Source organism: Pseudomonas sp. MM211, assembly GCF_020386635.1.
In the GTDB taxonomy this organism is placed as follows: Bacteria; Pseudomonadota; Gammaproteobacteria; order Pseudomonadales; family Pseudomonadaceae; genus Aquipseudomonas.
On the sequence record NZ_CP081942.1, the window covers coordinates 280,152 to 307,006 of the forward strand.

At 61.9% G+C, this 26,855-nt stretch carries 23 protein-coding genes; 7 read left to right on the plus strand and 16 right to left on the minus strand.

Annotation, left to right across the window (positions count from 1 at the left end):
• Positions 1 to 76 precede the first annotated feature (76 nt).
• The 7 genes from K5Q02_RS01250 to pip all read right to left on the minus strand — a co-directional run bounded on the left by K5Q02_RS01250 (position 77) and on the right by pip (position 7,309).
• A complete protein-coding gene (locus K5Q02_RS01250) occupies positions 77 to 2,107 on the minus strand; it encodes a methyl-accepting chemotaxis protein (protein WP_225835603.1) in 2,031 nt (676 codons plus the stop codon).
• Positions 2,108 to 2,213: 106 nt separating this feature from the next.
• Positions 2,214 to 2,714: a retropepsin-like aspartic peptidase RloA2 gene (rloA2, locus tag K5Q02_RS01255; RefSeq protein WP_225835605.1), complete on the minus strand. Its 501-nt coding sequence runs from the start codon at positions 2,712 to 2,714 to the stop codon at positions 2,214 to 2,216.
• A 414-nt stretch (positions 2,715 to 3,128) separates the two neighbouring features.
• Positions 3,129 to 3,863: an amino acid ABC transporter ATP-binding protein gene (locus tag K5Q02_RS01260; protein ID WP_225835607.1), complete on the minus strand. Its 735-nt coding sequence runs from the start codon at positions 3,861 to 3,863 to the stop codon at positions 3,129 to 3,131.
• Positions 3,856 to 4,818, minus strand: coding sequence for an amino acid ABC transporter permease (locus K5Q02_RS01265; RefSeq protein ID WP_225835608.1), 963 nt, complete (start codon positions 4,816 to 4,818; stop codon positions 3,856 to 3,858). The genes K5Q02_RS01260 and K5Q02_RS01265 overlap by 8 nt, the downstream gene beginning before the upstream one ends.
• An 84-nt stretch (positions 4,819 to 4,902) precedes the next feature.
• The gene (locus K5Q02_RS01270; protein ID WP_225835610.1) at positions 4,903 to 5,694 is read right to left on the minus strand and encodes a transporter substrate-binding domain-containing protein; all 792 of its coding nucleotides are present in this window, start codon (positions 5,692 to 5,694) and stop codon (positions 4,903 to 4,905) included.
• Positions 5,695 to 5,903: 209 nt separating this feature from the next.
• Positions 5,904 to 6,341: a D-aminoacyl-tRNA deacylase gene (gene dtd, locus K5Q02_RS01275; RefSeq protein ID WP_225835619.1), complete on the minus strand. Its 438-nt coding sequence runs from the start codon at positions 6,339 to 6,341 to the stop codon at positions 5,904 to 5,906.
• A complete protein-coding gene (pip, locus tag K5Q02_RS01280; protein ID WP_225835621.1) occupies positions 6,338 to 7,309 on the minus strand; it encodes a prolyl aminopeptidase in 972 nt (323 codons plus the stop codon). The genes dtd and pip overlap by 4 nt, the downstream gene beginning before the upstream one ends.
• A gap of 102 nt (positions 7,310 to 7,411) precedes the next feature.
• On the opposite strand from pip, the gene K5Q02_RS01285 reads away from it, so the two are divergent.
• Positions 7,412 to 7,843 (plus strand): hypothetical protein, encoded by a 432-nt coding sequence (locus tag K5Q02_RS01285; protein WP_225835623.1) that lies wholly within the window; start codon positions 7,412 to 7,414, stop codon positions 7,841 to 7,843.
• 55 nt (positions 7,844 to 7,898) lie between these two features.
• Here K5Q02_RS01285 and K5Q02_RS01290 read toward each other — a convergent pair whose 3' ends face one another.
• Genes K5Q02_RS01290 through K5Q02_RS01310 form a run of 5 tightly spaced genes read right to left on the minus strand, consistent with a single transcriptional unit; the run spans position 7,899 to position 12,104 of the window.
• On the minus strand, positions 7,899 to 8,462 hold the full coding sequence (locus K5Q02_RS01290) for a lipocalin family protein (protein ID WP_225835625.1): 564 nt from the start codon (positions 8,460 to 8,462) through the stop codon (positions 7,899 to 7,901).
• Positions 8,462 to 8,716: a lipoprotein gene (locus K5Q02_RS01295; RefSeq protein WP_042554284.1), complete on the minus strand. Its 255-nt coding sequence runs from the start codon at positions 8,714 to 8,716 to the stop codon at positions 8,462 to 8,464. Before K5Q02_RS01295 ends, K5Q02_RS01290 begins: the two co-directional genes overlap by 1 nt.
• Before the next feature lie 44 nt (positions 8,717 to 8,760).
• Positions 8,761 to 9,360 carry a DUF924 family protein gene (locus tag K5Q02_RS01300; protein WP_225839913.1) on the minus strand — a complete coding sequence of 200 codons (600 nt, stop codon included), beginning with the start codon at positions 9,358 to 9,360 and terminating at the stop codon, positions 8,761 to 8,763.
• 9 nt (positions 9,361 to 9,369) lie between these two features.
• Entirely contained in the window at positions 9,370 to 10,380 is a 1,011-nt protein-coding gene (locus K5Q02_RS01305; RefSeq protein WP_225835627.1) for a class 1 fructose-bisphosphatase, read from the minus strand.
• Positions 10,381 to 10,415: 35 nt separating this feature from the next.
• Positions 10,416 to 12,104, minus strand: a complete 1,689-nt coding sequence (locus K5Q02_RS01310; RefSeq protein WP_225835629.1) for a histidine kinase N-terminal 7TM domain-containing diguanylate cyclase — start codon at positions 12,102 to 12,104, stop codon at positions 10,416 to 10,418.
• Between the two features lie 361 nt (positions 12,105 to 12,465).
• Between K5Q02_RS01310 and K5Q02_RS01315 the strand changes: the two genes are divergently transcribed.
• The 3 genes from K5Q02_RS01315 to K5Q02_RS01325 all read left to right on the plus strand — a co-directional run bounded on the left by K5Q02_RS01315 (position 12,466) and on the right by K5Q02_RS01325 (position 15,095).
• The gene (locus K5Q02_RS01315) at positions 12,466 to 12,858 is read left to right on the plus strand and encodes a YkgJ family cysteine cluster protein (protein ID WP_225835631.1); all 393 of its coding nucleotides are present in this window, start codon (positions 12,466 to 12,468) and stop codon (positions 12,856 to 12,858) included.
• Positions 12,859 to 12,955: 97 nt separating this feature from the next.
• Positions 12,956 to 14,026, plus strand: a complete 1,071-nt coding sequence (locus K5Q02_RS01320) for a serine hydrolase (RefSeq protein WP_225835633.1) — start codon at positions 12,956 to 12,958, stop codon at positions 14,024 to 14,026.
• A gap of 10 nt (positions 14,027 to 14,036) precedes the next feature.
• Positions 14,037 to 15,095, plus strand: a complete 1,059-nt coding sequence (locus K5Q02_RS01325) for a serine hydrolase (RefSeq protein ID WP_225835635.1) — start codon at positions 14,037 to 14,039, stop codon at positions 15,093 to 15,095.
• Between the two features lie 54 nt (positions 15,096 to 15,149).
• On the opposite strand, the gene K5Q02_RS01330 is transcribed toward K5Q02_RS01325, so the two are convergent.
• The 4 genes from K5Q02_RS01330 to thiI form a co-directional block, all read right to left on the minus strand.
• Positions 15,150 to 16,520, minus strand: a complete 1,371-nt coding sequence (locus K5Q02_RS01330) for a DUF3999 domain-containing protein (protein ID WP_225835638.1) — start codon at positions 16,518 to 16,520, stop codon at positions 15,150 to 15,152.
• A complete protein-coding gene (locus tag K5Q02_RS01335) occupies positions 16,517 to 19,750 on the minus strand; it encodes a DUF2339 domain-containing protein (RefSeq protein ID WP_225835639.1) in 3,234 nt (1,077 codons plus the stop codon). Before K5Q02_RS01335 ends, K5Q02_RS01330 begins: the two co-directional genes overlap by 4 nt.
• Before the next feature lie 264 nt (positions 19,751 to 20,014).
• The gene (typA, locus tag K5Q02_RS01340; RefSeq protein WP_225835642.1) at positions 20,015 to 21,835 is read right to left on the minus strand and encodes a translational GTPase TypA; all 1,821 of its coding nucleotides are present in this window, start codon (positions 21,833 to 21,835) and stop codon (positions 20,015 to 20,017) included.
• Positions 21,836 to 22,008: 173 nt separating this feature from the next.
• A complete protein-coding gene (thiI, locus tag K5Q02_RS01345; RefSeq protein WP_225835643.1) occupies positions 22,009 to 23,463 on the minus strand; it encodes a tRNA uracil 4-sulfurtransferase ThiI in 1,455 nt (484 codons plus the stop codon).
• 330 nt (positions 23,464 to 23,793) lie between these two features.
• On the opposite strand from thiI, the gene glnA reads away from it, so the two are divergent.
• The 3 genes from glnA (at position 23,794) to K5Q02_RS01360 (ending at position 26,531) form a co-directional block, all read left to right on the plus strand.
• On the plus strand, positions 23,794 to 25,200 hold the full coding sequence (gene glnA / locus K5Q02_RS01350; protein ID WP_042554276.1) for a glutamate--ammonia ligase: 1,407 nt from the start codon (positions 23,794 to 23,796) through the stop codon (positions 25,198 to 25,200).
• Positions 25,201 to 25,371: 171 nt separating this feature from the next.
• Complete coding sequence (locus tag K5Q02_RS01355) at positions 25,372 to 25,899, plus strand: DUF4124 domain-containing protein (protein ID WP_225835644.1); 528 nt, start codon at positions 25,372 to 25,374, stop codon at positions 25,897 to 25,899.
• A gap of 5 nt (positions 25,900 to 25,904) precedes the next feature.
• Positions 25,905 to 26,531 carry a DUF4124 domain-containing protein gene (locus K5Q02_RS01360; protein ID WP_225835645.1) on the plus strand — a complete coding sequence of 209 codons (627 nt, stop codon included), beginning with the start codon at positions 25,905 to 25,907 and terminating at the stop codon, positions 26,529 to 26,531.
• The last annotated feature ends 324 nt before the right edge of the window (positions 26,532 to 26,855 follow it).

The following is a 26,855-nucleotide window of genomic DNA, read 5'->3' on the forward strand; positions in this document are numbered from 1 at the left end:
AATAGTCGCTGCAGGCCATGTCGCCCATGGCCTGCAGAGAAGCGCTCACTTTCTGAGCAGTGCAGCCGTGGCGCGATCAGTCCACCCGGAAACGCCCGGTGTTCTGCGCCAGGCTTTCGCTGCCACGGCGCAGTTGCTCGCTGGCGTTACTGACCATGCGTGCGCCGTCGAGCAGCGAAGTGGCTGCGTGGTCGACCTGCTGGATATTGTGGCTGACCTCATCCGCAGTAGCGGCCTGCTGCTCGGCAGCGGTGGCGATCTGCGCCAGGCGATCACTGACTCGTTGCACAGATTCGACGATGCCATCGAGATCCGCGCTCATCGCCAGTACGTTGCCCACATCCCCCTCGGCCTGGTGCATGGCTTGCTCTATTTCGGTGACCGACTGGCCGACCACCTTGTGCAGATCGCCCACCGTCTTGGCGATTTCCGCAGTGGAGTTCTGGGTACGTTGCGACAGTGAGCGCACTTCATCGGCGACCACGGCAAAGCCACGCCCCTGCTCACCCGCGCGCGCGGCCTCGATGGCCGCGTTGAGCGCCAGCAGGTTGGTCTGTTCGGCGATGCCCTTGATCACGTCGACCACTCGGGTGATCTGCTCGGTCTGCTTGCGCAGTTGCTGCAGGGTTGTCGCGCTGCCGGCCAAGCGACTGCTGAGTTCACGCATGCTGGCGCTGGTCCGGGCACTGCGCTGGTTGCTCTGGTTGGCGATTTCACGAGTCTGACCGGCTTCCTGGGCGGCCTGCTCGCAGCTCTGCGCGACACTCTGGGCGGTAGCCGCCATTTGCGTAGCCGCCGTGGCGATCTGGCTCATCTGCGCCTGCTGCTGCTCGACCGCGGCCAAGGAGCTACTGGCCTGGTTGCCGAGGCCCTGAACCGTCTGATCGAGCTGCTGACCTTCGCGGCCGACGCCCTGCATCGAATCGCGCAACTGGGCGACCGCACTGTTCAGCGCCGTCGAGATCGCCGCCAGGTCGTCGGCGCCATGCACTTGCATGCGCACCCGCAGATCACCGTCGCGCAAGCCTTCAGTGGCCTGGATGATGCCGGTGGTGCTACGGCGGATGGAGGCGTTGAGGCACAGCAGCAGATACAGCGCCAGGATGGTCAGCGCTGCGAAGATCAGCACGGTTTGCAGCATGTCCTGCCGAGCCTGATCCTGGTAATCGCCAAGGCTGGCGTTGAACTGCTCGAACACCGCCTGCCGCAGCGCCAGCAACTGCTCCTGCAGGGTCTGCACCTGCTGCACGAACTGTGCAGGCTGCAGCACCATGGGGCTGGCTTCGAACATGTCACGGTCGATCTCGCCGAGGAAACTCTGCAGGCCCTGTTCGGCTTGCGCGAAGGGCTGTTGCAAACGAACCATCGCTTTTGCGGAGGTACGCTCCAAAGCGGTGCGCGCCTTGGCCATCTGTGCGCCTGATTGCTCCAACGAGCGGCGCAGGTCACGTACGACCACACGGTTTTGCAGGGTGAAATGCTGGGCAACCAGCGAGCCATACCCCTGGCTGGCGAAACTGCCAAGGTTTTCGGCCAGACGCGGCAACGTCAGCGTCAACTGCTCCATCATCAGGTAGGTATCAAGATAGGGATCGAGTATCAGGCCGCTGTCGGTGGCGACCAGCTCACGTAGCACCACCAGCCGCGAGAGCGTGTTCTGGTAACGCTCCAGCGCATCGAGCAGTGCCATTTTACCCAGCACGGCCAGATCCAGCTCAGCCAGCGACGCCTGCAAGGCGTCCAGTTGGCGCTCGGTTTCGTCACCCAGAGGAGTCAGCTTCAGTTGCTCGGAAGCCGCAGCCAGAGCCTCGCCGAGCTTGCTGCTGCGTTCACGCAGCAGGCCTTCGGCAGCCTTGTCGTTACCCTTCCAACGGGCCAACAAGAAGCGCTGTTCGAGTAGTTCTTGCTCAACCACACCAAGGGCTTGAACACCCTGCATGCCGTCAAACTCGCGATTCAGGACGTCGATACGCTCCAGGTTGCTGCTCAGTATCACCCACAGGGCATAGCCCAGGGGAATCACGAACAGCACGAACAGCAACTGGAACTTGCGGGCAAAACTGACGCGTTCCAGCACGCGTACACCCGGTTTGAGCAATCCCCACATAACCCACCTCGAAACAGGTGCCACAGACACACAACGCTGTGGCAATGTGCCATTTCGAGGCAAGAATCACACCGGATAACCAATAATGGAAGTGCGGACTAGTGATTCAACACTTGGGCCGCTCGGCGGTATAGCGATTGGCCGGATCAATGGCGGCATCCAGCGTGCGAATGGCACTCGCGCCGATCAGCAACGGATAGTCGAAGTGGCTGCGATCCGTGAGGTTGACCTCGATGGTGCGCTTCTCCTCACCCAGGCAGATATCCATATCGACGACCGGCCGCGCGGAGTAGGAAGGCGCATCGGAACTGCCCTCCTCCGTACGGTTCTTGATTTCGGTCACGCGGGCTAGGGGCTTCTCGTAGAACTGGTCGTCAGCGTCGTCGATGGCCAGGCGAAAGCGCACCCAGTCCTCACCGTCACGCTGGAATTGTTCAATATCGCGGGCCGACAGCGAGGCGGTCATCGCCCCCGTGTCCATCTTGGCCTTGAGGGTCTGGCCGATCTGCGGCAGCTGGATGTATTCGTAGCGCCCGTACAGGGTCGGTTGATTGGCCATTGCCGGCAGAGTAACGACAGCTGCCAGCAGGGCTAGAACGGTTTTCACGCCTGAAAGTCCTTATGCTGAATAGAGAGCATTGGGACTGAGGCAGGAGCGGATGGTTCTAAAAACCTACCCTGGCAATATTTATTCGAAGCGGCGCCTGAGGGGCCGCAACAAGGCGGAAGCGGCCATCAGGCGCTGCTGCTTTTGTGGGAGGGGCTTTAGCCGCGATTGTGCCTGTCTAGGCATGAAGAGCTCGCGGCTAAAGCGGATCGCCGCCCGGCCCCTCCCACGAGATTGATGATGGCTCCCACGCTCCAGCGTGGGAGCCCAATCCAGGGCGCTCTGCGCCCGCCAGGCCTCGACATCGGACGCAGAGTGTCCCTGCAGGCATTCCCACGCGGAGCGTGAGGAACGATCAGATCGAACCCCGCAGCAGGTGACCGCTTCTGCCTTAAAGCGACCCTGGCCGTCGCGCTACAGCACCTGACGCAGAAACGCCTGTGCACGTGGATCCTTCGGTTGCGCGAAGAACTCTGCAGGCGGTGCGTCTTCCAGCAATTTGCCGTGGTCGAAGAACAACACGCGATCTGCCACTTCACGGGCGAAGCCCATTTCGTGGGTAACGCAGACCATGGTCATGCCTTCGACGGCCAGCTGCCTCATCACATCGAGCACCTCACCGACCATTTCCGGGTCGAGGGCCGAGGTCGGCTCGTCGAACAGCATCACCTTGGGGTCCATGCACAGGGCCCGGGCGATGGCCACACGTTGCTGCTGGCCGCCGGACAGCCGCGACGGAAATTCGCCAGCTTTCTGACCGATGCCGACCTTGTCCAGCAGCGCACGGGCCTTGGCTTCGCGCTCGGCCTTGCCGCGCTTGCGTACCACTTTCTGCGCCAGGCAGAGGTTTTCCAGCACAGTCATGTGCGGGAACAGGTTGAAGTGCTGGAACACCATGCCGACTTCGCGGCGGTAGGCGTTGATGTCGGTTTTCGGGTTGGCCAGGTCGAGGCCGTCGATGCTCACCGAACCGTCATCCAGCTCTTCCAGACCGTTGAGGCAGCGCAGGAAGGTCGACTTGCCGGAACCAGACGGGCCGATCACCACCAGCACTTCACCACGCGCCACCTGGGTGGTCACACCGTCGACGGCGCGAACCTGCTGGCCTCGGGCGTCGAATACCTTGATCAGATCACGAACTTCAATCACTTTGCGCGAGCCTCCGTTCCAGGCGGTTGGCGATCTGCGACAACGGCAGGTTGATCACCAGATAGAGTGCGGCCACACAGAACCAGATCTCGAACGTGGAGAACGAGGTGGTAATGGCTTCGCGGCCGCTCTTGGTCAATTCGGTGATGGCGATCACCGAGACCAGCGAGGTGTCCTTGACCAGGCTGATGAACTGCCCGGCCAGTGGTGGCAGTACACGCTTGAAGGCTTGCGGCAAAATCACGTGGCGCATCGACTGCGCCGCACTTAGCCCGAGCGAGCGGGCTGCCTCGTCCTGACCACGGACGATGGACTGCACGCCAGCGCGAACGATCTCGCCCACGTAGGCGCCGGTGAACAGCGCCAGCGCCGCTACCCCGGCGAACTCGCGGGACAGATCGAGCACCGTGCCGATGAAGAAATAGAAGATGAAAATCTGCACCAGCAGCGGCGTGCCGCGTACCAGCTCGACGTAGACCGTCGATAGATGACGCAGCGTCGGATTGGCCGAAAGCCGGCACAGGCCGGTGATCATCCCGATCAACAGGCCGAATACACCCGCCGCCACGGATATCCACAGGGTCGTCCAGAGACCCCAGAGCAGCGGCCCGGCGGCCCAGTGACGATTGACGCCGATAACATCGCCCTCGGCGACATCGTCACCTTCACTGAACTGCAGGCTGTCGCTTGCCACGCTCAGTTGCTGCTGCTCACCGCTTTCGCCAAGCAGCGTGACCAATGCATCGTCACCCTGCCGGCTGACGCTCTCGACACGGCTGTAGTCAGCCGCCCGCTGCGCCTCTTCAGCGTGATAGGCGAAGTACTGGGGAACGCGATTCCAGCGCCACTCATAGGAAATCAGCGAGGTGGAATACCAGATCAGCAAGGCGCCCACGACCAGGATCAGACCGGTCAGTAGGTGCCAGGGCCACTGGGCTTTCTTCTGTTTAGCCACGGTGAGTGTCTACCCATTGAGTTGCAAACATGACAGCGCGCGGACTAGCCGCGCGCCGGGTGTAGCGAAGTAAAGCCGGAGGCTTTACTCCATGTCTTTGAGCCAGTTGGTGCTCTTGAACCACTTGGCATGAATGCGATCGTAGGTGCCGTCTTCGCGGATCTGGTGCAGCCAATTGTTGATCCAGTTGATGCTGTCGTAGTCACCCTTCTTCAGACCAAAAGCCAGCGGCTCGAAGGTGAAGGGCTCGTCGAGAAACACCAGCTTGCCGGCGCCGGCCTTGTTCACCGCCACCACGTTGTACGGCGCGTCGTAGATGAAGGCATCGGCCTTGCCGTTGACCACGTCCATCACCGCTTCCTGCTCGTTGTCGAAGCCGCTGTACTTGGCTTGGGCGATCAGCTTCTTGGCGACCATCTCACCGGTGGTACCGATCTTCGAGGTGATGCGGTAATCGGCGCTATTCAGGTCTTTGTAGCTCTTGACCTTGTCTGCCAGCTCCTTGCGGATCAGCAGGGTCTGGCCGACCACGATGAAGGGCTCGGAGAAGTTGATGCGCAGGTTGCGCTCCTGGGTCAGGGTCATGCCCGAACCGATCATGTCGAACTTGTCGGTCAGCAGTGCCGGGATGATGCCGTCATAGGAGGTGGACACCAGCTCCAGCTTGACGCCCATGGCCTTGGTCATGGCTTTGAGCAGGTCGACTTCAAAGCCGATGATCTCGCCACGCTTGTTGGTCATTTCGAAGGGCATGTAAGTCGGATCCATGCCCACGCGCAGGGTACCGCGCTTGACCGCGTCGTCGATGACACCAGCCTGAGCGAGGCCGGTGAAGGCGCAGATGGATAACAACAGTGAGGCGACAAGCTTTTTCATTCTTGCTCCTGAGGGGCAGACAGTCATGAGCGCCCGAATAGCGTCACGCACCGTACTGGTGCAGGCGACAAGCCATGGGCGGAAAGGCGGCGCGGCATGCTAACCGTGATCGACGCCGATAGCGAGATATCAACGCCTGATCAGCGACAAACTGTGCCAGCCAGCGGCGAACGAGAAGGCAAGAAGCAGGCCAGGCAGTAGCAGAGACTTCAGGTTTCCAGCAGGAAGGTTACCGGGCCGTCGTTGATCAGGTGCACCTGCATGTCTGCGCCGAAACGCCCGCTGGCAACCTGTGGATGCTGCGCGCGGGCCTGTTCGAGCAGATGATCGAACAGCGCCTCACCCTGGGCGGGCGGTGCGGCGGTGGAGAAGCCGGGGCGCAGGCCGCTGCGGGTGTCAGCAGCCAGGGTGAACTGGGAAACCAACAACAGACCACCACCGACATCCTTGAGCGACAGGTTCATCTTGCCCGCCTCGTCACTGAACACCCGGTAATTGAGCAGCTTGTGCAGCAGCTTGGCGCAGCTGGCCTCGATGTCCTGCGGCTCGACACCGACCAGCACCAACAGGCCTTGGTCAATGGCGCCGACGGTTTCTCCGGCGACCTCGACACGAGCGCTGGCGACTCGCTGCAGCAGTGCCTTCATGCTTCGTCCGGTGCTAGGTCGAGCAGGCGATGAGCGATCTCGTCGGCGGCGCGCACCAGCGCATCGGCGATGCCCGGCTCGGCAGCCGCGTGGCCCGCCTCGCGGATGATCTGCAGCTCGCTGTTGGGCCACGCCTGATGCAGCGCCCAGGCGTTGTCCAGCGGGCAGATCACGTCATAGCGGCCATGCACGATGATGCCCGGCAGGTGGGCGATCTTCGGCATGTCACGTAGCAGCTGATCAGGCTCGAGGAAGGCATCGTTGACGAAGTAGTGGCACTCGATACGGGCAATCGACAGCGCGCGCAGGCTTTCGGCGAAACGGTCGACCACCTGAGGGTTGGGCCGCAGCGTGGCGGTGCGCCCTTCCCAGCACGACCAAGCCTTGGCCGCATGCATCTGCGCGATCTGGTCGGCGCCGGTCAGGCGTTTGTAGAACGCCTGCATAAGGTCGCCCTGCTCTTCGGCGGGAATCGGCGCCAGATAATCCTGCCAGTAATCGGGGAACAGCCGGCTGGCGCCCTCCTGGTAGAACCATTTGAATTCTTGCGGACGGCACAGGAAGATGCCGCGCAGAATCAACGCATGCACGCGATCCGGATGGGTCTGGGCATACGCCAGCGACAGGGTCGAGCCCCAGGAACCACCGAACAGCACCCACTTGTCGATGCCCAGGTGCTCACGGATACGCTCCATGTCGGCCACCAGATCCCAGGTGGTGTTCTTCTCCAGGCTGGCGTGGGGCGTGGAGCGGCCACAGCCGCGTTGATCGAAGGTGACGATGCGATACAGGTTGGGGTCGAAGTAGCAGCGACTCGCCGCATCGCAACCAGCGCCAGGGCCCCCATGCACGAACAGCACCGGCAGACCATCCGCCGAGCCGCTCTCATCGACATAGAGAACGTGCGGGGCGTCTACCGCCAACTCGTGACGGGCGTACGGTTTGATCTCCGGGTACAGCGTCTGCATGGTGCGCTCCTGAGGAAGATTTGAGGTAGGCTCGGGCCGCCCGCACGTCGAACGGGCTGTTGCGCTCGTCCGGGCATCATAACCATGAAAAAGGAATTCAGCATGCCGATGCGGAAATTTGCCCTGTCCCTGCTGTTCGCCCTGCTACTGGCAGGGTGCCGCACAGACGATGACCCACAGGCTTCGCTCGAAGCAGCCGTACAGCAGTTGCAGGACAACTTGGAGGCGAAGAAGACCGCTGCCGTGCTCGATCAACTGCACGGCGAGTTTCTCGCCCAGCAGGTCAATGATCGGGACTGGGCGAAACGCACCATGACCCTGCTGTTCCTGCGCCACAACAACGTCAAGGTACTCGCGCTGAGCAAGAACAGTCGTATTGATACGACTTACCGCGACAAAGGCTACACCGACGCGCAAGTGGCGCTGACCGGCGCCGAGGGCCTGATCCCCGACAGCGCACGGCATTTCAGCGTGAAGCTCGAATGGTGGCAGGACGACGGCGAATGGAAGCTGGCAAGGCTGGAGTGGGAGTAAGGTAGAAAGCCGTCCCGTAGGGTTCTACGAGGTTTAGTAGAACCCGAGAGCACTATCATTCTGCTGGCTTGGCACCTTCGCGCCAGATCAGCTCGTCGGTGTCGTACCCCTGGGCGCGTGCCACCGAGAGGAGTTCGTCGCGAACTTCATTGGAGATTTTCGGGGTGCGCGAGAGCAACCACAGGTACTTGCGGTTCGGGTGGCCGACCAGCGCGGTCTGGTACTCGTCATCCAGGTCGAGCACCCAGTACTCGCCCTTGCTCACGCCCGGCAGCAGGCGGCTGAACCAGTTGTCGAAGGTGACCCAGAGCTTGTCGGTCTTGCCCTCGACCTGAGGTACGGCGCGACCTTCGACCTGCTGCCACTCGCCATCGGCATTGCGGCAACGGTTGGTCACCGAGACACTGCCATCGTCCTGCAGACCGTAACGCGCTTCGGACTCCACGCAATTGCGCTGGAAGAACATCGGCAGGCGCGCCACCTCGTACCAGGTACCCTGATAGCGCTCGAGGTCGACCGACTCGACGGTCTTCGGTGGCGCCACGCCAGTGCCCGAATTGGCACAGCCGACCAACAATATGGCGCCCAGCGCCAGGCAGCCCATCGCAAGTTTGTTCATCACTTCAACCCTTTGGCAGAGAACATCATTACCTTGTCACCGGCGTACTGAACGCTGATGAAGCTCACCTGATCGCCCCAGGTACAGCTGGACATGCCCAGCGCGCCGGAACATTCCGTGGCGGTACCGAGCAAGTCTTCGACCTCAGCCTTGGTCATGCCCGAGTAGAGTTTGGCGTAATTGTCCTGATTGACCTTGCCGCAGGCCGCCAGAACGACACAGGTCGCCAGCAGCACGAGAGAACGCAAGCGCATGAGGGGTAACTCCAGTAGTCCAGTTGTCACATGCCGGTTCGACGTCAGAAGCTCGAGCCCGGTTCCAGCAGAAAGCGCAACTCCACGTCGGTACTGCTGCGCCCGAGGGTTTCGTTGCGATGGGGGAAGCGCCCGAAGCGCTCGATGATGCGCAGATGCCGTTCAGCGTAGTCGAGAAAGCCGGCGAACAGCTCGCGCTCGGCGTCTGCTGCAGACTCGCTCAGCTCGCCGAACAACTGCATGGCACGCAGTTGCTGAGGGACGCTCTCGGCGTGTTCGAAAACCAGGTAGATGAATACCCGCTGGATCGCCGGTAACTGACGATCCCAGCCCAGAGTGACGCCTTCCTCGACCAGCGGCTGCGCCAGCGCGTCACCAGCAAAAGCCAGGGGCGTGTCGCGATAGATCATGCGTGGCAGTTGGTCGAGCAGCAGCACCTTGGCCAGCCAACCGCGAGGGTCGGCCGACCACTCCTGCAACCCGCCAGCGAGCGCCTGTTCGACCAGTACACCAAAGCGCTCACGCGCCTCGGCATCCTGCTCGTCGCGCTTGCCGAACCACAGCGCATTTCGCGTTGCGGCGCTTTCCACCGCTGAACTGGAGGAACCGAACCACCAGTCCAGCAACGGCTGCCAGGGCTGCATCTGCATCGATCAGCCCTTGTGGTAGCCGGTCACGCGCTCGACTTCTTCCTTGGAACCCAGGAAGACCGGCACACGCTGGTGCAGGGAGGTCGGCTGGATATCGAGGATGCGTTGCACGCCGTCGGTTGAGGCGCCGCCGGCCTGTTCGATGATGAAGGACATCGGGTTGGCTTCGTACATCAGGCGCAGCTTGCCGGGCTTTTCCGGCTCACGGGCATCACGCGGATACATGAACAGGCCGCCACGGGTCAGGATGCGGTGAACGTCGGCAACCATCGAGGCGATCCAGCGCATGTTGTAGTTCTTGTTCAGCGGGCCTTCCTTGCCGGCCAGCAGCTCGTCCACGTAACGCTGCACCGGGGCTTCCCAGTGGCGCTGGTTGGACATGTTGATGGCGAACTCGGCAGTGGTTTCCGGAACGCGAATGTTGTCGTGGGTCAGCACGAAACTGCCCAGCTCGCGATCCAGGGTGAAGCCCTTGACGCCGTCGCCCAGGGTCAGGATCAACATGGTCTGCGGGCCATAGATCGCGTAGCCGGCGGCGACCTGCTGGGTACCTGGCTGGTGGAAGGCCTTCTCGTCTAGGCTTTCGTTCTGGCTCAGGTATTCATTCGGGCAACGCAGCACCGAGAAAATGGTACCGACCGACACGTTGACGTCGATGTTCGACGAGCCATCCAGTGGGTCGAATACCAGCAGGTAGGCACCTTTCGGGTATTTGCCGGGGATCTGGTAGGCGTTGTCCATTTCCTCGGAGGCCATGCCGGCCAAGTGACCGCCCCACTCGTTGGCTTCGAGCAGAATGTCGTTGGAAATCACGTCGAGCTTCTTCTGCACTTCGCCCTGTACGTTCTCGGTGCCCATGCTGCCCAGTACGCCGCCAAGGGCACCCTTGGATACCGAATGGCTGATTTCCTTGCATGCACGCGCCACTACTTCGATCAGGAAGCGCAGATCGGCCGGGGTATTTTGACTACGGGTCTGCTCGATGAGGTAACGACTCAGGGTAACGCGGGACATGAAGGACTCCGGGAAGGAAGGTAATCGGAAGGAGTTTAACCCTTTCCAGAAACAGGCGCTTCAGCGACCAGCGCCGTAGCGCGTGGCAACAGGCTGCTGACTCGGTTACGCCCGCCACGTTTGGCTTCGTACAGGGCGGCATCAGCCGCCCGTAGCAATTCATCAAGCACCAACCCCTGATCGGGCCACAGCGCAAGGCCGGCCGAGAGGGTTATATGACGCACACCACTGCGGGTCTCGATCTGTTTTTGTGCCAGCCCCTGGCAGATGTCCTCGAGCCGCTTACTCGCTTCGATGGCATCGGCACCGGGGAGAATCAACAGGAACTCTTCGCCGCCGATACGAAAGACCGTATCGGAACTGCGCAAGTTCACCAGCAGATGCTGAGCCACGCTTTTGAGCACATCGTCGCCGTCGAGATGACCGTGCTCGTCGTTGAGCTGCTTGAAGTGATCCAGATCGATCAGCGCCAGCGACAACGGTGCATTTTCACGCCTGACTCGGGCCAGTTCACGGCCGAACAGCTCGTCCAGGTAGCGCCGGTTGTAGAGACCGGTCAACGGGTCGCAGAGCGCCTGTTCACGCAACTGCTCGTGCAGGCTGGTGATGGTGCGCAGGCGCTCCTCGCTAAGCGCCAGCGCCTCGGCCAGCTTCAATTTGCTGAGTTGACGCTGGGTAACGTCACGCAGGTAGAGCATCTGCCCCAATATCAAGGTGCCCTGGCGAGTCAGGCGCTCGATGGCGCGTACACGCACCTCGAAGTAGAGCTGCGCTTCAGGCAATACCAGCAATTGCTCCTGCTGCGTACTGGTTTCCAGCAACAGCGCCTGCAGCTCCCGGCCAAACACCGGCCACGCCTCCAGCTTGCGGCCTTGCCAGTCAGGATCGAGCCCGCCGAACTTGAGTGCTGCCTGATTGGCCTCGATCACCCGCCCCTGCGTATCGATGACCAGCACCGGGTCAATCAGCGCGTCGAGCAGCAGGTGCCGAGCAACGGGAAGCAGGTCGAACAGGCGCACACCAAGAATCAGCCAGGAGAACGCGACCAGGGTGAAGACGAAACTGAATGGCGTTGGGTCGACGCCGAACACCACCACGCCGAAGCCTACGTAGGCGATATTGGCCGACCAGGGCAACGCAGTAACCAGCACGAACGCCAGGTAGTGGCGCCGGTGCACACCGTGACTGGTAAGGGCCGCGCGCAGCACCACGCCAAGGCTGAAGCTCATGAACAGGTAGACGTACACCGCCGTGGCGTAGAACAGCGGACCATGCTGATAACGAATCGGCGCCCCCGGCTCGGCAGATATCGGCCCGGTTTCAGCGCCATAGAACAGGCCATGCCACGGGTTGCTCAGCACCACCAACCAGATCAGCACCGGCACGACGATCAGCCCAAGTACCGAACGCCTGGGCAGAGGTTTGCGCACGCTGCTGACGTACTGCCAGAGAAACACCGACCAGAATGTCGGTACGGAGACGATCCCTGGCCAGGACATGGTGCCCCAGAACAGTTTGCAGTCGGGCGCCACCGCCGCAACCTCGAGGCCAGCCATGGCCATCCACCACATGCTCGCCAGGTGCATCAGGATGAACGTATCGCGGCCTGGAAAATCACGCTGATGGATGACCCAGCGCGCCAACAGCAAAGCGCCGATGCATACCACAGCGGTCAACAGGACAGCGGTATCGAATTGCCAGGCGGACTTGATGCAGGCGTTCATCACCAGACTCCGACCGCCACGCGACAGCCTGCGACGAGTCGACGTGGGCGGCTTGCGCCTGGGCAACGCGAAACGGGGGCAAACATGGAAGAAATATCCATTGCAACACGACTCGGGGTAGAGGCCAGGGCACGCTGCCTGGCGTCGTACAGTCCACACCAGCCGCAAACCGTTGAGGTGGCAGATCGGCATGACGGAATGTGGGCGCTAAGATACTGCAATTCACCTGATTTCCAGCAGGTTTTTATCGGCTAACCGGGCTGAAAATGCGTGCGCGCACGAACCAACCGGCGGAAGCCTGTTCACAAATTCGCCAACATCGTTATTATCGCGCGCCGCCAACCACGCGAAACCTCCCGAGATGAAAAGCAATCTGATCGCCGCTGCGGAAATAGACCGCCTCGATACCTGGGCGCGCTATAACGCCGACATGTGCCACAGCTGCATTTCCAGCTGCTGTCAGCTGCCGGTCGAGGTACGCATCGCAGACCTGATCCGCATTGGCGTGGTCGACGAATTCGAGCGCGGCGATCCGCCGAAGAACATCGCCAAGCGCCTGCAGAAAGACGGCCTGGTCGAGCGCTTCAGCCAGAAGACCGGGATCTTCACCCTGACGCGCATGAGCAACAACGACTGCTACTACCTGGATCGCAAGAGCCGGCTGTGCACCATCTACGAACGCCGCCCGGATACCTGCCGCAATCACCCTAAAATTGGCCCACGCCCGGGCTACTGCGCCTGGCGACCGAAGTAGGTCTGCAACTTCCGGTTACCCGCCTGCTTGAACACCCCGGCGCGCTAGCGCCTCGAATCCTCCACACCCGGCTCGCACCGCCACCCGGAGGATTCGCATGCACCACCGCCCACTCATATACCCCGCGCTCATCGCCCTTGCCCTGCTGACCGGCACTGCATCGGCTGACAGCGAGCGGCCGGGCTGGCAAGAGCCGCTGCTGGAGCGTTTGCAGGTAGTGGCCGCCAAACAGGACGGCGAACTCGGCGTTTATGTGAAGGATCTGCACAGCAACCTGGCCGTCACGCTGCACGCCGAAGAACTCTGGTACATGGCCTCCGGCATAAAGGTGCCGGTGGCCATTGCCGTTTTGAGGGGCGTGGAGCGTGGCGACTGGAACCTCGACAGCCGCCTGACACTCGCCGCCGATGACTTCGTCGATGGTGCTGGCAGCACCAACCAGCACGGGCCGGGCGAACGCCTGAGCGTAAGCTTTCTGCTCGAGCAGATGATCATCTACAGCGACAACACCGCCACCGACCGCCTGATTCGCCTGGCTGGCCTGGATGCGGTGAACACACTGGTCGGCGAACTGGTGTCCGAAGGCTTCGAGCCCATCACCACGCTGGGCGATGTGCGCCGGCATATCTACCGCGAGCTGCACCCTTCGGCGGAGCACCTTGGCGGGCGTGACCTGCTGCGCCTGCGCCAGGCCCGCAAGGATGGTGAGCGGCTGGACAGGCTCGCATCGCTGCTCGGCTTACCACGCAAGGAACTGGCGCCGATCAGCCTGAATACCGCCTACGCCAACTACTACCGCAGCAACCTCAATGCCGCGCGGCTCAGCGCCTATGGCGAGTTGCTCGAGCGATTGGCCGACGGCCAGGCATTGGGTGCCGAACAAACGGCATACCTGCTTGGCGTCATGGGTCGGGTGAAAACCGGCAGCAAGCGCATCATCGCCGGCCTGCCAGACGATGCCCGTTTCGCCCACAAGACCGGCACCCAGCGCGAGCGCATCTGCGATGCGGGGCTGATCGAGACGCCCGCTCGCGGCTCGGCCGAACCGGTGTTGATCGTCGCCTGCGTGCAGGGCGAACCGTCCCTGGCCAAGGCCGAACGCAGCCTGCGCCAGGTTGGCGAAGCACTGACCGAGTCCGGCGTGCTGCAACGTGACGCACTCGATTGAGGATATCCACGTGAAGGTATGGCTGGCTGGTACTGCTCTGCTCGGTTGTGCGGCCGTTTCCCTGTGGCTCTGGGCCGCCCCTCAACATGACGAACGATTCGACGCACTGCAGCAGCGCCTTGGCGAACTCGATGAGGCCTCCCCCGGGCAGCTCGGCGTCTACCTGCTACGCCCCGCCGACGGCAGCGCGATAAGCTACAACGCGGATCGCCCGTGGTACCTGGCCTCGGCAACCAAGGCGGCGATCGCCATCGCCGTGCTGCAGGAAGTCGATGACGGCAAGCTGCAGCTCGATCAGCAGATAACCCTGGAGGAAACCGACCGCGTGGATGGCTCCGGCGGCCTGGTCTGGGAGGATGCGGGCGCCCGCTACAGCGTGCGCGAGCTGCTCCGCGAAATGCTCCAGGAGAGCGATAACACCGCCGCAGACATGCTGATTCGGGTGGTCGGCGAGGACGCACTCAACCGTCGCATCAACGACGCGGCAGGAGGCGATTTCGGCCAGATCACCACGCTGCTGCGGGTGCGCCACGAACTGTACGGACAGCTGCATCCGGACGCCCGCTCGCTGGAAAACCGCCAGATCGTCGAAATCGCCGCAGCCCCGCTCGGCCCCCAACGTGTCGAGGCAGTGGCCAATGTGCTCGACCTGAAAACCGATCAGCTCGAGATCAGCGACCTCGATGAAGCCTACGCCCGCTACTACGACAGCGGCCTGAACAGCGCCAGCCTGGTTGCATACGGTCAGTTGCTGAGCAAACTGGCGACAGGCGATCTGCTGAGCAACGACAGCTCGGCATTGCTGCACGACATCATGGGGCTGGGTAGCTACGATGCTTATCGCCTGGAGGCCGGACTGGACAAGGATCTGCCCTTCATCCAGAAAACCGGCACCCAGCAGCACCGCGCTTGCCACATGGGTATCGCCAACCCGCAGGATGAAAACGCCCTGGTCATCGTCGCCTGCGCCGAGGATCTCGATGAGAACGAAGAGGCCGGCAAGCTGTTCGAGCAGGTCGGAGAGGCCATTCAGGAGCTGCTGCTGAACGACGCAGCAAGCAGGGCATGATCAGCTCGCTCCCAATCATGCGAAAGCGATCCCCTGCGCCCCTGATATCCCCTCTCAGGAGTGCTTTGTAGACGCGCGCAATAGGCTGAGCGCCATCAGCACCAGCACACCGACACCCACCAGCAACACAGCCCACAAGCCGATGCGCTTCCAGTCGACCCCAGGCTTCGCAGGGACGACCACGGCCGCCACCTCGACTTGCGGGATCCTGCCGCTGATGGCGGCCTGGCCCATGCTCTCCAGGCGCTGCGGGGTGAAGCCGGGTACCAGGATGGTGACCGGCAGGCTGCCAGCCTGGACATCCGCCCGGCCAAGAGCCAACTGATAGGGTGGATTGCCGCGCGCCAGAAACAGCAGCTCGGTCGCACGCATGGCCACGCTCAGACGCGGCTCGCCCTGCCCCAGACCGCCACCGCGGCTGTCGACGTGCAAGCGCAACTGACTGACCGGCAATTGCGGCAGCTCGACCTGATCCTGAACTACCTCGTGACCATCGACGGGCAAACGGTAGAGCACCGAGCTCGCCAGGGGCGTCCACGGCGCAGTGCTGTCTCCACGCCCCTGCAGTAACACCGGCGCCAGGCTGTTGGCCTGTTCGACCTCGATACGCAAACGCTCGAGGGGCAAGGCCAGCGGCAATGCCCAGGTAACGCCCTGCTCACCCGCCTGCCCTTTCAGCACCGCGGACCAGATCAGCGCGGCGGGTTCGGCGCGACTGCGGGTGCCGCTGACGCTGGCAGCGCTGAGGCTCACCGCCTGCTCCGGCGCCAGCCAGAGCAGACGCAGGTAGCGCGCCCGGGTGGGCGGCAATTCCACTTCGCTCTTGTCGATACGTTCGCCATTGAAACTCAACTGGGCGATCTGCCCCTCGCCCAGTGGCCGCCAGCGATCCAGATCATCGCTGGCCTCGATGCTGAAGCGCTGGAAACCCTCGCTTTCGGCACTCCACTGCAGGTGCAGGCGCTGCAGTGGAAAGTCGGCGGTACTGGCATCCAGTAGCCAGCCTCGCAATACATCGGCAGTGGCAGAGGCCTCGGCGCCAGCGTTGAGCTCGATGATCGAGCCGTCATCACCACGTTGCACGCGCAATGTCGGCACAGCATCGCGGCGCCCCGCCGGGCCACGCAACGGAAACAGGCGTAAATCGGCACGCTGCTGGCTCTCGGCGAAGCGTTCTGCACCGGGAATCAGGCTGTAAGCCAAGCGTTCGCCTTCACCGTTGAATACGCGCAGGTCGCGAAAGTCGGCATACCTGGCGGCGAGATGAGCCTCCATCGGCAATTGCACCCGATACCAGGGCCCCTCTCCACTCAGGGTAAGTGGCACGGTCACAGCATAATCGCCCGGACTTTCAATGACCTCGGCTGCCACTGCAGCCAGGCTCACGCCCAGCGTGACCAGCGCAGCTGCGATACGCAGGCTCATGTCGACACCTCCGTTTCACGCGGTTGGCGGGGCGGCAGCGGGGCGAAATAGCCCACCACCAACAACAGTACGCCGACGCCAATGAAGGAGATGATCCGTTCCAGGCTGCCGCTGTTGCCCAGATCGACGAAGAACAGCTTCACGACCACCACGCCGATCAGCACCGCGCCGGCCATCCATAGATCACGGCGAGCGCGCAGGTGCCCGGCGATGGTCAGGCTCAGGGCAATCAGTGTCCAGACGATGGATAGGCCGGCCTGCACCAGACGCGAATCGATCAAGGCATCCACCTGAAACGGCACCTGCCCCCAATGGAATGCGGTGCGACAGACCATCATGGTCAACAGCGCGAACAACGAAACACCGATCACCGCCTGTGCTGCCAGTTGCATCTGCCTTGGCTCGATAGCCAGCGCGGACAATCCGTCTCGGGCCCAGCGCTGCACGGCGAAGAGCACAAACAGCATGCCCAGCTCCAGCGGGTTGATCAGCGGCACGTAAGGCAGCGGTTCGGCAGAACCGTCACTGAGCAGGTTGACCAGCCAGAACCAGACCAGCAGAAGGACGGCCACCGGTAAAGCCGCGTAACTGCGGTACTCCCGCGGATAGGCCGCCACGGGCCAGGGCAGTGTGCGACGCAGGCTCATCAGCATCAGGAAGGCACATGGCACCAGTACCCAGCCCAGCCAGCGCCAGGCGTTGTAGCGCTCGGCCAAGGCGAAGAACAGGAAGCGCAGCTCCAGCGCCAGTACGCCCAGCAGCAGCCAGCAACCGAGCACGTGACCGATACGGATCAACGCCTCCGGCGCCAGCCCCTGAACGCGGCGCAGCATCAGGAAATGCACGGCGAACAGCGCTGGCCAGGCAAGCCAGCCGAGCGCTGCCAATGGCTGATAGCCCAGGTGCCAGCTGAGCAGCACGGTGCCGAACCCCAACGGCACCAGCGCCAGGCTGAACACCGCCAATGCCGGCCAGCGCTGACGCAGGGCGAACAGGGTGGTGGCAGCCAGGCTGACCACGGCAACCAGTAGGAATGCATGCCCCTGCAGTTCGGCCGGCACGAAGCGCGAAATTTCGCTCAGCGCCGCCAACAGCCACCAGGCCGCGCACCAGAACAACGCCACATGCGACAGCTCCTGCAGATCCAGCGGCAGCAGATCGGAGCGGGCCACGCGCCCGGCAAGGTACAGGCGCCAGGCGCAGAGCAGGCCCGCCAACGCCAGCAGCGTCGGCGCCCAGAACGTCAGATGGGCCAGCGGTCGCAGGGTCTCAGCGACCATGGCCTGATCGAGGCCATCGCTGAAGATCAGGTAGATCACCCCACCCAGTACCTGCACGACGAAGGCGCTGATCAGCACACTGCGCGCGCCCAGATACAACCCGGCAAGTAGCGTCGCCACCCCCGCCACGGCCCAGGCGGCAGCGGTGCCGTAGGGGCCGAAGCTCAGTGGAGCCATCAGGTAGAGGAATGCCAGGCCGCCATAAGCCAACATGGGTTGCAGGCGACGCTCGCGATCCGCCACCTGGGCTCCCGCACCACGCAGCTGCATAAAACTGAAAAGCAGTGCCGCACCGAGCATCAGTGCGCCGAGTGCCGAACCCTCGAGCAAGGTTTCATCGCCAGAGCGCACGCCCCACAGATATGCCACTGCCGCGCCCACCTGCAGCAGCAGGGCGAACAGACGCGCGAACAGCCGTTGCTGACGCAACGCCAGCCAGTACAGGCCAGCGCCTTCGACCGCCCAGGCGGCGGACGTCCAGCGCGCATCCAGGCCCAAAGGAATGGCCAGGGTGGCGAAGATCACACCCAACGCCAAACAGGTTTCCATCAGCAGCACAGCGCGCCCTGGCGCACGCGCAACCAGTAGCCGGGCCAGCAGCATGTACAGCATGCCCATGGCCAGAGCGCTGAATGCAGGGCCGAACGGCAGGTGCTGAACCACCGCGTATTGCAGACCGAAGCCCACCAGTGGTGTGCCGAACAGCACGCTGCCGTCGACGTAACCGGCCTGACGCGCCGACCACTTGAGCAGGGCCTCACGGGAATCGTTTTCCGGTTCACTCGGTGCTTCGAGCAGACGCCGTCGGGCGAACAACAGGCCGATGGCTACGTACATCAGGAAGAACAGCAGCAGGAAGGCCTGAGTGCTGGGCCACAGATCCGTGGTGTAGGAGCGCAGGCCCCAGGCCAGGCCGATACCGAAGGTGCCGACGAAACCGATCAGATTGAGCTCGCGCCAGGCCTTGAACCAGGCAATGGCGAAGATCCCGGCGTTGAGCAAGGCAAAATAGCTGAACAGGGCGACGTGACTGCCGCCACCACTGGAGGCCAGGATCGGTGCGGCGAAACCGCCAAGCGCCGCCGCGGCAGCCAGACCACGAGCGTCCTGCAGGATGGCCAGCACGGCCGAGCAGAGGGTCACCACCACCAGCAGCCCCATCGCCACTTGCGGGGAAAGCAGAGGATGCAGACGCATGGCCGCGAATACCGTCAGGTACAACACGGCGATACCGCCGCCCTGCATCAGCAAGGCATAGGCAGGCCGCCGCTGACGCAGCCACCAGCCCAGCGCCAGCAGAGCGATCGCCGCCAGCGCCACACCGGCGTAGCGCAACTCGATGGCGACCACCACACGCTCGGAGGCGTAACGCAGCAGGAAGGCCAGGCCCAGGAACAGCAGCACCAGGCCCACACGCAAGACGGTGTTGCCGCCGAGCAGCCAGGTTCGCGCCGCAGCGACGCCACGGTCGATCCAGGTCGGTGCTGGCAGCTCGATGACGCGTGCGGCAGCCGCTACGGGCGGCGCGGCAGGTAGCTCTACGGCTGGCTTGTGGCTCGGCTGTGCTGGCGGCGTGACGGCAGGCAGCACCAACTCAAGCTCCCACTCACGCTCGACAGGCGCCGCTGCGGCAGACTCCACTGGGGCCTGAATCGGCGGCACTTCCGCCTGTTCAGGCGCCGTATCGGTGCGCGGCTGCGCAGCCTCCTGCTCCAGGCGCACCAGACGCTCGTGCAGGTCGCCAGTACCATGGTTGAAGCGGGCAATCAGATCCGCCAGGGATTTGCGCAGCGCCTCATTCTGAAGCCGCAACGCATGCAGCGTAAACGCCTGCCCCGCTGCCAGACCGAGCACGGCGCCCAGCGCCGCCCCCGCCATCGTCTCTCCCGTTGTCGCGCCGAGCACCAGCGCCCCAAGCACCAGCCCTATCAGCATGAAAATCCATTGCATGCACTCAAATCCTTGATGAGAAACGATCCATGCCGACCCACGGGCTGACCGAGGCTGCAGTATATGAGCTCCAGACGGATTGGTACTGGAGCCGCTCACAATTGCAATCAACGGTTGGCGTCTTGGCCCAAACGACGAAATGGCTGGCCGTCACTTCTGATCTCCCGCCGCAGGCGGAAGACCGTGTTTCGGCCCGAATGGCAGACAAAGAAAAGCCCCCGCAGGCTCGCGCCGGCGGGGGCTTTCTAGTCAGCTAGAACTGGATCAGTTCTTGGCTTTCTTGGCAGCGCGGGTACGCTCGCCTTCGTCGAGGATCTTCTTGCGAAGACGGATCGACTTAGGGGTCACTTCGCACAGCTCGTCGTCCTGGATGAATTCCAGAGCCTGTTCCAGGGTGAAGCGAACCGGCGGAACCAGGGCGATGGTTTCGTCTTTACCCGAAGCACGCATGTTGTCGAGCTTCTTGCCTTTGGTTGGGTTGACGCCCAGGTCGTTGTCGCGGCTGTTCAGGCCGACGATCTGACCGTTGTAGATTTCCTGGCCGTGCTCGACGAACAGCTTGCCGCGCGCCTGCAGGGTTTCCAGGGAGTAGGTCAGTGCCTTGCCGGTATCGATCGACACCAGTACGCCGTTCTGACGGCCAGACATGTGGCCCGACTTCATCACGTCGTAACGGTCGAAGATCGAGGTCAGGATGCCAGCACCGTTGGTCAGGGTCAGGAACTGGTTACGGAAACCGATCAGACCACGCGCCGGGATGTTGTATTCCAGGCGTACACGGCCCTTGCCATCCGGCACCATGTTGCTTAGGTCACCCTTACGCAGGCCCATCTCTTCCATGACCTTGCCCTGAGCTTCTTCAGGGATGTCGATGGTGACGTTCTCGAACGGCTCCTGCTTGACGCCGCCCACTTCGCGAATGATCACTTCCGGACGACCAACGCCCATTTCGAAACCTTCGCGACGCATGTTTTCGATCAGTACCGACAGGTGCAGCTCACCACGGCCAGAGACCTTGAACTTGTCAGCCGAGTCGCCTTCTTCAACGCGCAGAGCAACGTTGTACAGCAGCTCCTTGTCCAGACGCTCCTTGATGTTACGGCTGGTGACGAACTTGCCTTCTTTACCGCAGAACGGCGAATCGTTGACCTGGAAGGTCATGGAAACGGTCGGCTCGTCGACGGTCAGCGGCTTCATCGCTTCGACATTGTTGATGTCGCACAGGGTGTCGGAGATGAACAGCTGATCCATACCGCTGATGCACACGATGTCACCGGCAGAGGCTTCTTCGACGTCAACGCGGTGCAGGCCGTGGTGACCCATCAGCTTGAGGATACGACCATTGCGGCGTTTGCCGTCGGCGTCGATGGCGACTACCGGAGTGTTCGGCTTGACGCGGCCACGGGCGATACGGCCTACACCGATGATGCCGAGGAAGCTGTTGTAGTCCAGTGCCGAGATTTGCATCTGGAACGGGCCGTCACGGTCAACTTTTGGCGCAGGTACGTTGTCGACGATCGACTGGTACAGCGGGGCCATGTCTTCAGCCATCTCGGTGTGGTCGAGACCGGCGATGCCGTTCAGGGCCGAGGCGTAGACGACTTTGAAGTCCAGCTGTTCTTCGGTGGCACCGAGGTTGTCGAACAGGTCGAAGATCTGATCCAGAACCCAGTCTGGACGCGCGCCTGGGCGGTCGACCTTGTTGATGACCACGATCGGACGCAGGCCAGCTTCGAAAGCCTTCTTGGTCACGAAGCGGGTTTGCGGCATCGGGCCGTCTTGAGCATCGACCAGCAGCAGTACGGAGTCGACCATCGACATCACGCGTTCTACTTCACCGCCGAAGTCGGCGTGGCCGGGGGTGTCGACGATGTTGATGTGGTAGCCGTTCCAGTTGATCGCGGTGTTCTTCGCGAGAATGGTAATGCCACGCTCTTTTTCCTGGTCGTTGCTGTCCATCACGCGCTCGTCGTTGAGCTCGTTGCGCTCCAGGGTGCCGGACTGACGCAGGAGCTTGTCGACCAGGGTGGTTTTGCCATGGTCAACGTGGGCAATGATGGCGATGTTGCGTAGATTCTCGATCACAGTAGTGGTCTCGTAGGTTGGGTCGGGCTACCCAGCAGTTGCATTCAGCGGCCCAACGCGAAAAATCGGGATTAAGGATAAAGGCAGAACGTTAACAATGTGTGGCGACAATGCCGCCGCGAATCGGGTCGGGAGGTCGGTGGCGGATACTGCCGCCATTCAGCCCAGGCGTTTTATGCCGGACGATAAACGCGCACATTGGCATGTCCCTCGCTCAGCAGGTGATGAGCATGCAAGCGGCTCATCACGCCCTTGTCGCAGTAAAGGAGGTACTGGCGGCTCGCATCCAGCTCCTTGAAACGGTTGTTCAGTGCATAGAACGGCATGGCCTGCACGTCGACGCCAGGCAGTTGCAGCGGCTCATCCTCGACCAGATCGGGATGACGAATATCGATGACCACATGGCTGGGCAGTGCCTCGGCCAGCTCCTCGACCTGAATATCCTGGCCCAGCTCTTCGATCACCCGATCTATCGGCAGCAGGCGTGCCCGCTCCAGCGCGCGCTCAAGCACCGCCATGTCGAACTGTTGCTCTTCATGGACGACGCGATGCGGCTTTGCCTTGGTGGTCGGGTTCACCGAGATCACGCCGCAGTACTCAGGCATGTGCCGGGCGAACTCGGCAGTACCGATGGCCTCGGCGGTGTCGATGATGTCCTGCTTGTGGCTGGCGATCAGGGGACGCAGCACCAGCTTGTCAGTAACCGAATCGATCACCGAGAGGTTTGGCAGGGTCTGGCTGGATACCTGGCTGATCGCTTCACCGGTGACCAGCGCATCGATCTGCAGGCGGTCGGCCAGTCGGCTGGCGACGCGCAGCATCATACGCTTGAGGGTCACACCCATGTAGCTGTTGTCGACCTTGCCGAGAATCTCGCCGAGCACTTCCTCGAACGGCACGCTGATAAACAGCACGCGCTGCGAGCGACCGTACTTCTGCCACAGATAATGGGCGACTTCCATCACACCCAGTTCGTGGGCACGACCACCGAGATTGAAGAAACAGAAATGGGTCATCAGGCCGCGACGCATGATCTGGTAGGCGGCGACGGTGGAGTCGAAACCACCGGACATCAGCACCAGAGTCTGCTCCAGCGAGCCCAGCGGATAACCGCCCATGCCCGGATGCTGATGATGAATGACGAACAGGCGCTGATCGCGGATCTCGATGCGCACCTCGACCTCGGGCTTCTTCAGATCGATACCCGCAGCGCCGCATTGCTGGCGCAACTGGCTGCCGACATGACGCTCGACATCGATAGAGGAGAAAGAATGCCGGCCACCGCGCTTGCAGCGCACCGAAAAGATCTTGCCCGGCAACAGGTCACCGTAATGAAGCTTGCACTTTTCGACGATATCGTCGAAGTCGCCCAGCGGGTATTCGTCGATCTGCAGAAAATGCACGATGCCCGGCACGCAGCTCAGGCGCTCCACGAGCTCGTGCAGAAGCTTGGCCTCGGTGACCTCGGTCTTCACTTCCAGATTGTCCCAGACACCGGTCACCTGCAGTTGCGGATCGAGATCACGCGTGACTGCACGGATGTTCTTGGCCAACTGCCGGATGAAGTTCTTACGAACCGGCGGGCTCTTGATGGTGATTTCCGGAAAGACTTTGACGATCAATTTCATGGGAGCAAATGTCGGGCACCAGTGCCTGAAAAACAGGGGCGCGGATTATAGCGGAAATTGCTCAAGCTTTGATCAAAAATCCTAAAACATTCCTGGCTCGCACCAAAGAAGTGCGCCATCTTATTTTATCGCACCAATAAGGAGCCTTCTCACACTCCGTCGATGCAAGGATACCCGCGCCAGCGCTGGTTTTCAGGGCATAAGCCCATCACGGGGCACTGGCATGCAAATTGCTCCCTTGTGAGGCAGGGTGTCCTGGCAGACCATCTTGCCCGGCGTCACGAACTCAAAGAAGGGTTAATAGAAGACCCTATCCACCTGGAGGACAACATGTCTAAGGCTGTTCAACTAATCAAAGAACACGACGTGAAGTGGGTTGACCTGCGCTTCACCGACACCAAGGGCAAGCAGCACCACGTGACCATGCCGGCCCGTGATGCCCTGGACGACGAATTCTTCGAAGTCGGCAAGATGTTCGACGGTTCCTCCATTCATGGCTGGAAAGGCATCGAAGCCTCCGACATGATCCTGCTGCCAGACGACAGCACTGCCGTTCTCGATCCGTTCACCGAAGAGCCGACCCTTATCCTGGTCTGCGACATCATCGAGCCGAGCACCATGCAAGGCTACGATCGTGACCCGCGCTCCATCGCTCGTCGCGCCGAGGAATACCTGAAGACCACCGGTATCGGTGACACCGTATTCGTTGGCCCGGAGCCAGAGTTCTTCATCTTCGACGAAGTGAAGTTCAAGTCCGACATCTCTGGGTCCATGTTCAAGATCTACTCCGAACAAGGCTCCTGGAACACCGACGCCGACATCGAAGGCGGCAACAAGGGCCACCGCCCAGCCGTTAAAGGTGGTTACTTCCCAGTTCCGCCGTGCGACCACGACCACGAAATCCGTACTGCCATGTGTAATGCCATGGAAGAAATGGGCCTGGTCATCGAAGTTCACCACCACGAAGTGGCGACTGCCGGTCAGAACGAAATCGGCGTGAAGTTCAACACCCTGGTAGCCAAGGCTGACGAAACTCAGACCCTGAAGTACTGCGTGCACAACGTGGCCGATGCCTACGGCAAAACCGCTACCTTCATGCCGAAGCCGCTGTATGGCGACAACGGCTCGGGCATGCACGTACACATCTCGGTTTCCAAAGACGGCAAGAACACCTTCGCGGGTGAAGGCTATGCCGGTCTGTCCGAAACCGCTCTGTACTTCATCGGCGGCATCATCAAACACGGTAAGGCCCTGAACGGCTTCACCAACCCGTCGACCAACTCCTACAAGCGTCTGGTTCCAGGCTTCGAAGCGCCGGTCATGCTGGCCTACTCGGCTCGTAACCGTTCCGCCTCGATCCGTATCCCGTACGTTTCCAGCCCGAAAGCCCGCCGCATCGAAGCTCGCTTCCCGGATCCGGCTGCCAACCCCTACCTGGCCTTCGCAGCTCTGCTGATGGCCGGCCTGGACGGCATCCAGAACAAGATCCACCCTGGCGACGCTGCGGACAAGAACCTGTACGACCTGCCGCCGGAAGAAGGCAAGCTGATCCCGCAGGTTTGCGGCAGCCTGAAAGAAGCCCTGGAAGAGCTGGACAAGGGCCGTGCGTTCCTGACCAAGGGCGGCGTGTTCTCCGACGACTTCATCGATGCCTACATCGAGCTGAAATCGGAAGAAGAAATCAAAGTGCGCACCTTCGTGCACCCGCTGGAATACGACCTGTACTACAGCGTCTAAGCCAGCCTCGCTGCGCCTAGCAGCGTGACGAAAAACCTCTCCGGTTTTGCCGGGGAGGTTTTTTTATGCCCTCCATTTCATGGGCAAGTGCAAATCCTCGAAGCAGCATGCTTGCCAGCACGTCGCCGCAGTGCAAGGCTACTCACATCATCCAGATCGGAGACCGGCCCAATGCGCCGTACGCTCGCTTGCCTGTTGCTGATACTGGCCCTGCCGGTCAGCGCACAGATCTACAAGTACACCGATGCCAACGGCAACACGGTGTTCACCAATCAGCCTCCCGAGGGCACCAAGGCCGAGAGTATCGAGCTGAAGCCGATCAATACCACGGGGCCGACAGCGGCGCCTGCGCAGCCCACCACGCCCAGACTGAGCGAGATGCCGCAAAACCCTTATCAGATGCTGGCGTTACGCGACCTGCCCAACGATGAAGCGATGCGCGCCAACAACGGCACCTTCTCGGTCGGCGTTACCATCGAGCCACGCCTGGGCCCAGGCCATAGCCTGCAGCTGATACTGGATGGGAAACCCTACGGCCCGCGTAGCAACGTGCCACGCCTGCAACTGAACGAAATTGATCGCGGCGAACACAGCCTGGCCGTTGCCGTCATGCAGGGCGAGCAGATCGTCCAGCAGAGCGAAACACGCACCTTCACGGTGCAACGCGTCAGCACCAACAGCCCGGCCCGAGGTAAGTGATCAACATGCGCGCCCTGCTTTTCGGTCTTCTGCTGATCGCCCTGCCCGGCTTCGCCCAGGTTTACACCTATGTGGATGCCGAGGGTAACCGTGTGTTCACCGACAAACCGCGAGACGGCAATGCCCAGCAAGTGCAGATGGCGCCCTCCAACCGTATCGAGCCACCGCAAGCGCGTAGCGTTGCGCCGACCACACCTGCTACGCCGCCGCTGCCAGTACTCAGCTATGAACTGCTGAGAATCACCATTCCGCAACCGGATGCGACCATCAACGACAACGCTGGCAACCTGATCGTCACCGTCAACAGTGAACCAGCCCTGCATCCAGGACACAGCTACCGCCTGCTGCTGGACGGCCAGCCAGCCGGAAGCGCCGGGCGCAGCCCGGTGTTCCCGCTGGAAGACGTCGACCGTGGCACCCACCAGATTGCCGTAGAAATCATCACCGAGGGCGGCATCATCGTCGAGCGCACGCCCAGCCAGCCCTTCCACATGAAGCGTGTTTCTCTGGCCCAGAAGCGCAAGGTTCGCCCCTGTGAAAAGGACGATTACGGCGTACGCCCGGAATGCCCGCTCAAGGACAAGCCCAAGGAAGAAGACAAGGGCATCATCAGCATCCTCCCCTTCCTGTAATTCTCCCGCCTGAACAAAGCGCTGCAGTTGGGCAGCGCCAAAACTCACTCGCCACGCACGCGCCTCGTTACAAAGCAGTTAGCACCAAAAAAGTGCACTGCGACGCACCGATTTCTATACTCGTCCCAAATTGGCACACAACGATTTTCATCGTTGCGCCGAAAAGTTGCCAAATCCGGCCCATTGCGCCTTTGCGCGCGTCTTTAGGGGGCTTTGGTTTGCTTCTTGCATTTTCTCTCGCACTGCCGGATGGCCCGAGGTGCGCCTCGCCCGCCATACCCAACCGGCCCTTCTGCTGCAAACCGCACGAGGAACGACTTTTGG

What these genes read in the sequence shown, in the direction of transcription:
- K5Q02_RS01310 (WP_225835629.1), bottom strand. Translation starts at nt 12,104, where the DNA reads ATGAACGCCTGCATCAAGTCCGCCTGGCAATTCGATACCGCTGTCCTG.
- K5Q02_RS01315 (WP_225835631.1), top strand. Translation starts at nt 12,466, where the DNA reads ATGAAAAGCAATCTGATCGCCGCTGCGGAAATAGACCGCCTCGATACC.
- K5Q02_RS01335 (WP_225835639.1), bottom strand. Translation starts at nt 19,750, where the DNA reads ATGCAATGGATTTTCATGCTGATAGGGCTGGTGCTTGGGGCGCTGGTG.
- glnA (WP_042554276.1), top strand. Translation starts at nt 23,794, where the DNA reads ATGTCTAAGGCTGTTCAACTAATCAAAGAACACGACGTGAAGTGGGTT.
- K5Q02_RS01295 (WP_042554284.1), bottom strand. Translation starts at nt 8,716, where the DNA reads ATGCGCTTGCGTTCTCTCGTGCTGCTGGCGACCTGTGTCGTTCTGGCG.
- thiI (WP_225835643.1), bottom strand. Translation starts at nt 23,463, where the DNA reads ATGAAATTGATCGTCAAAGTCTTTCCGGAAATCACCATCAAGAGCCCG.
- K5Q02_RS01360 (WP_225835645.1), top strand. Translation starts at nt 25,905, where the DNA reads ATGCGCGCCCTGCTTTTCGGTCTTCTGCTGATCGCCCTGCCCGGCTTC.
- K5Q02_RS01285 (WP_225835623.1), top strand. Translation starts at nt 7,412, where the DNA reads ATGCCGATGCGGAAATTTGCCCTGTCCCTGCTGTTCGCCCTGCTACTG.
- K5Q02_RS01320 (WP_225835633.1), top strand. Translation starts at nt 12,956, where the DNA reads ATGCACCACCGCCCACTCATATACCCCGCGCTCATCGCCCTTGCCCTG.
- K5Q02_RS01355 (WP_225835644.1), top strand. Translation starts at nt 25,372, where the DNA reads ATGCGCCGTACGCTCGCTTGCCTGTTGCTGATACTGGCCCTGCCGGTC.
- K5Q02_RS01270 (WP_225835610.1), bottom strand. Translation starts at nt 5,694, where the DNA reads ATGAAAAAGCTTGTCGCCTCACTGTTGTTATCCATCTGCGCCTTCACC.
- K5Q02_RS01290 (WP_225835625.1), bottom strand. Translation starts at nt 8,462, where the DNA reads ATGAACAAACTTGCGATGGGCTGCCTGGCGCTGGGCGCCATATTGTTG.
- pip (WP_225835621.1), bottom strand. Translation starts at nt 7,309, where the DNA reads ATGCAGACGCTGTACCCGGAGATCAAACCGTACGCCCGTCACGAGTTG.
- K5Q02_RS01330 (WP_225835638.1), bottom strand. Translation starts at nt 16,520, where the DNA reads ATGAGCCTGCGTATCGCAGCTGCGCTGGTCACGCTGGGCGTGAGCCTG.
- dtd (WP_225835619.1), bottom strand. Translation starts at nt 6,341, where the DNA reads ATGAAGGCACTGCTGCAGCGAGTCGCCAGCGCTCGTGTCGAGGTCGCC.
- K5Q02_RS01300 (WP_225839913.1), bottom strand. Translation starts at nt 9,360, where the DNA reads ATGCAGCCCTGGCAGCCGTTGCTGGACTGGTGGTTCGGTTCCTCCAGT.
- K5Q02_RS01305 (WP_225835627.1), bottom strand. Translation starts at nt 10,380, where the DNA reads ATGTCCCGCGTTACCCTGAGTCGTTACCTCATCGAGCAGACCCGTAGT.
- K5Q02_RS01250 (WP_225835603.1), bottom strand. Translation starts at nt 2,107, where the DNA reads ATGTGGGGATTGCTCAAACCGGGTGTACGCGTGCTGGAACGCGTCAGT.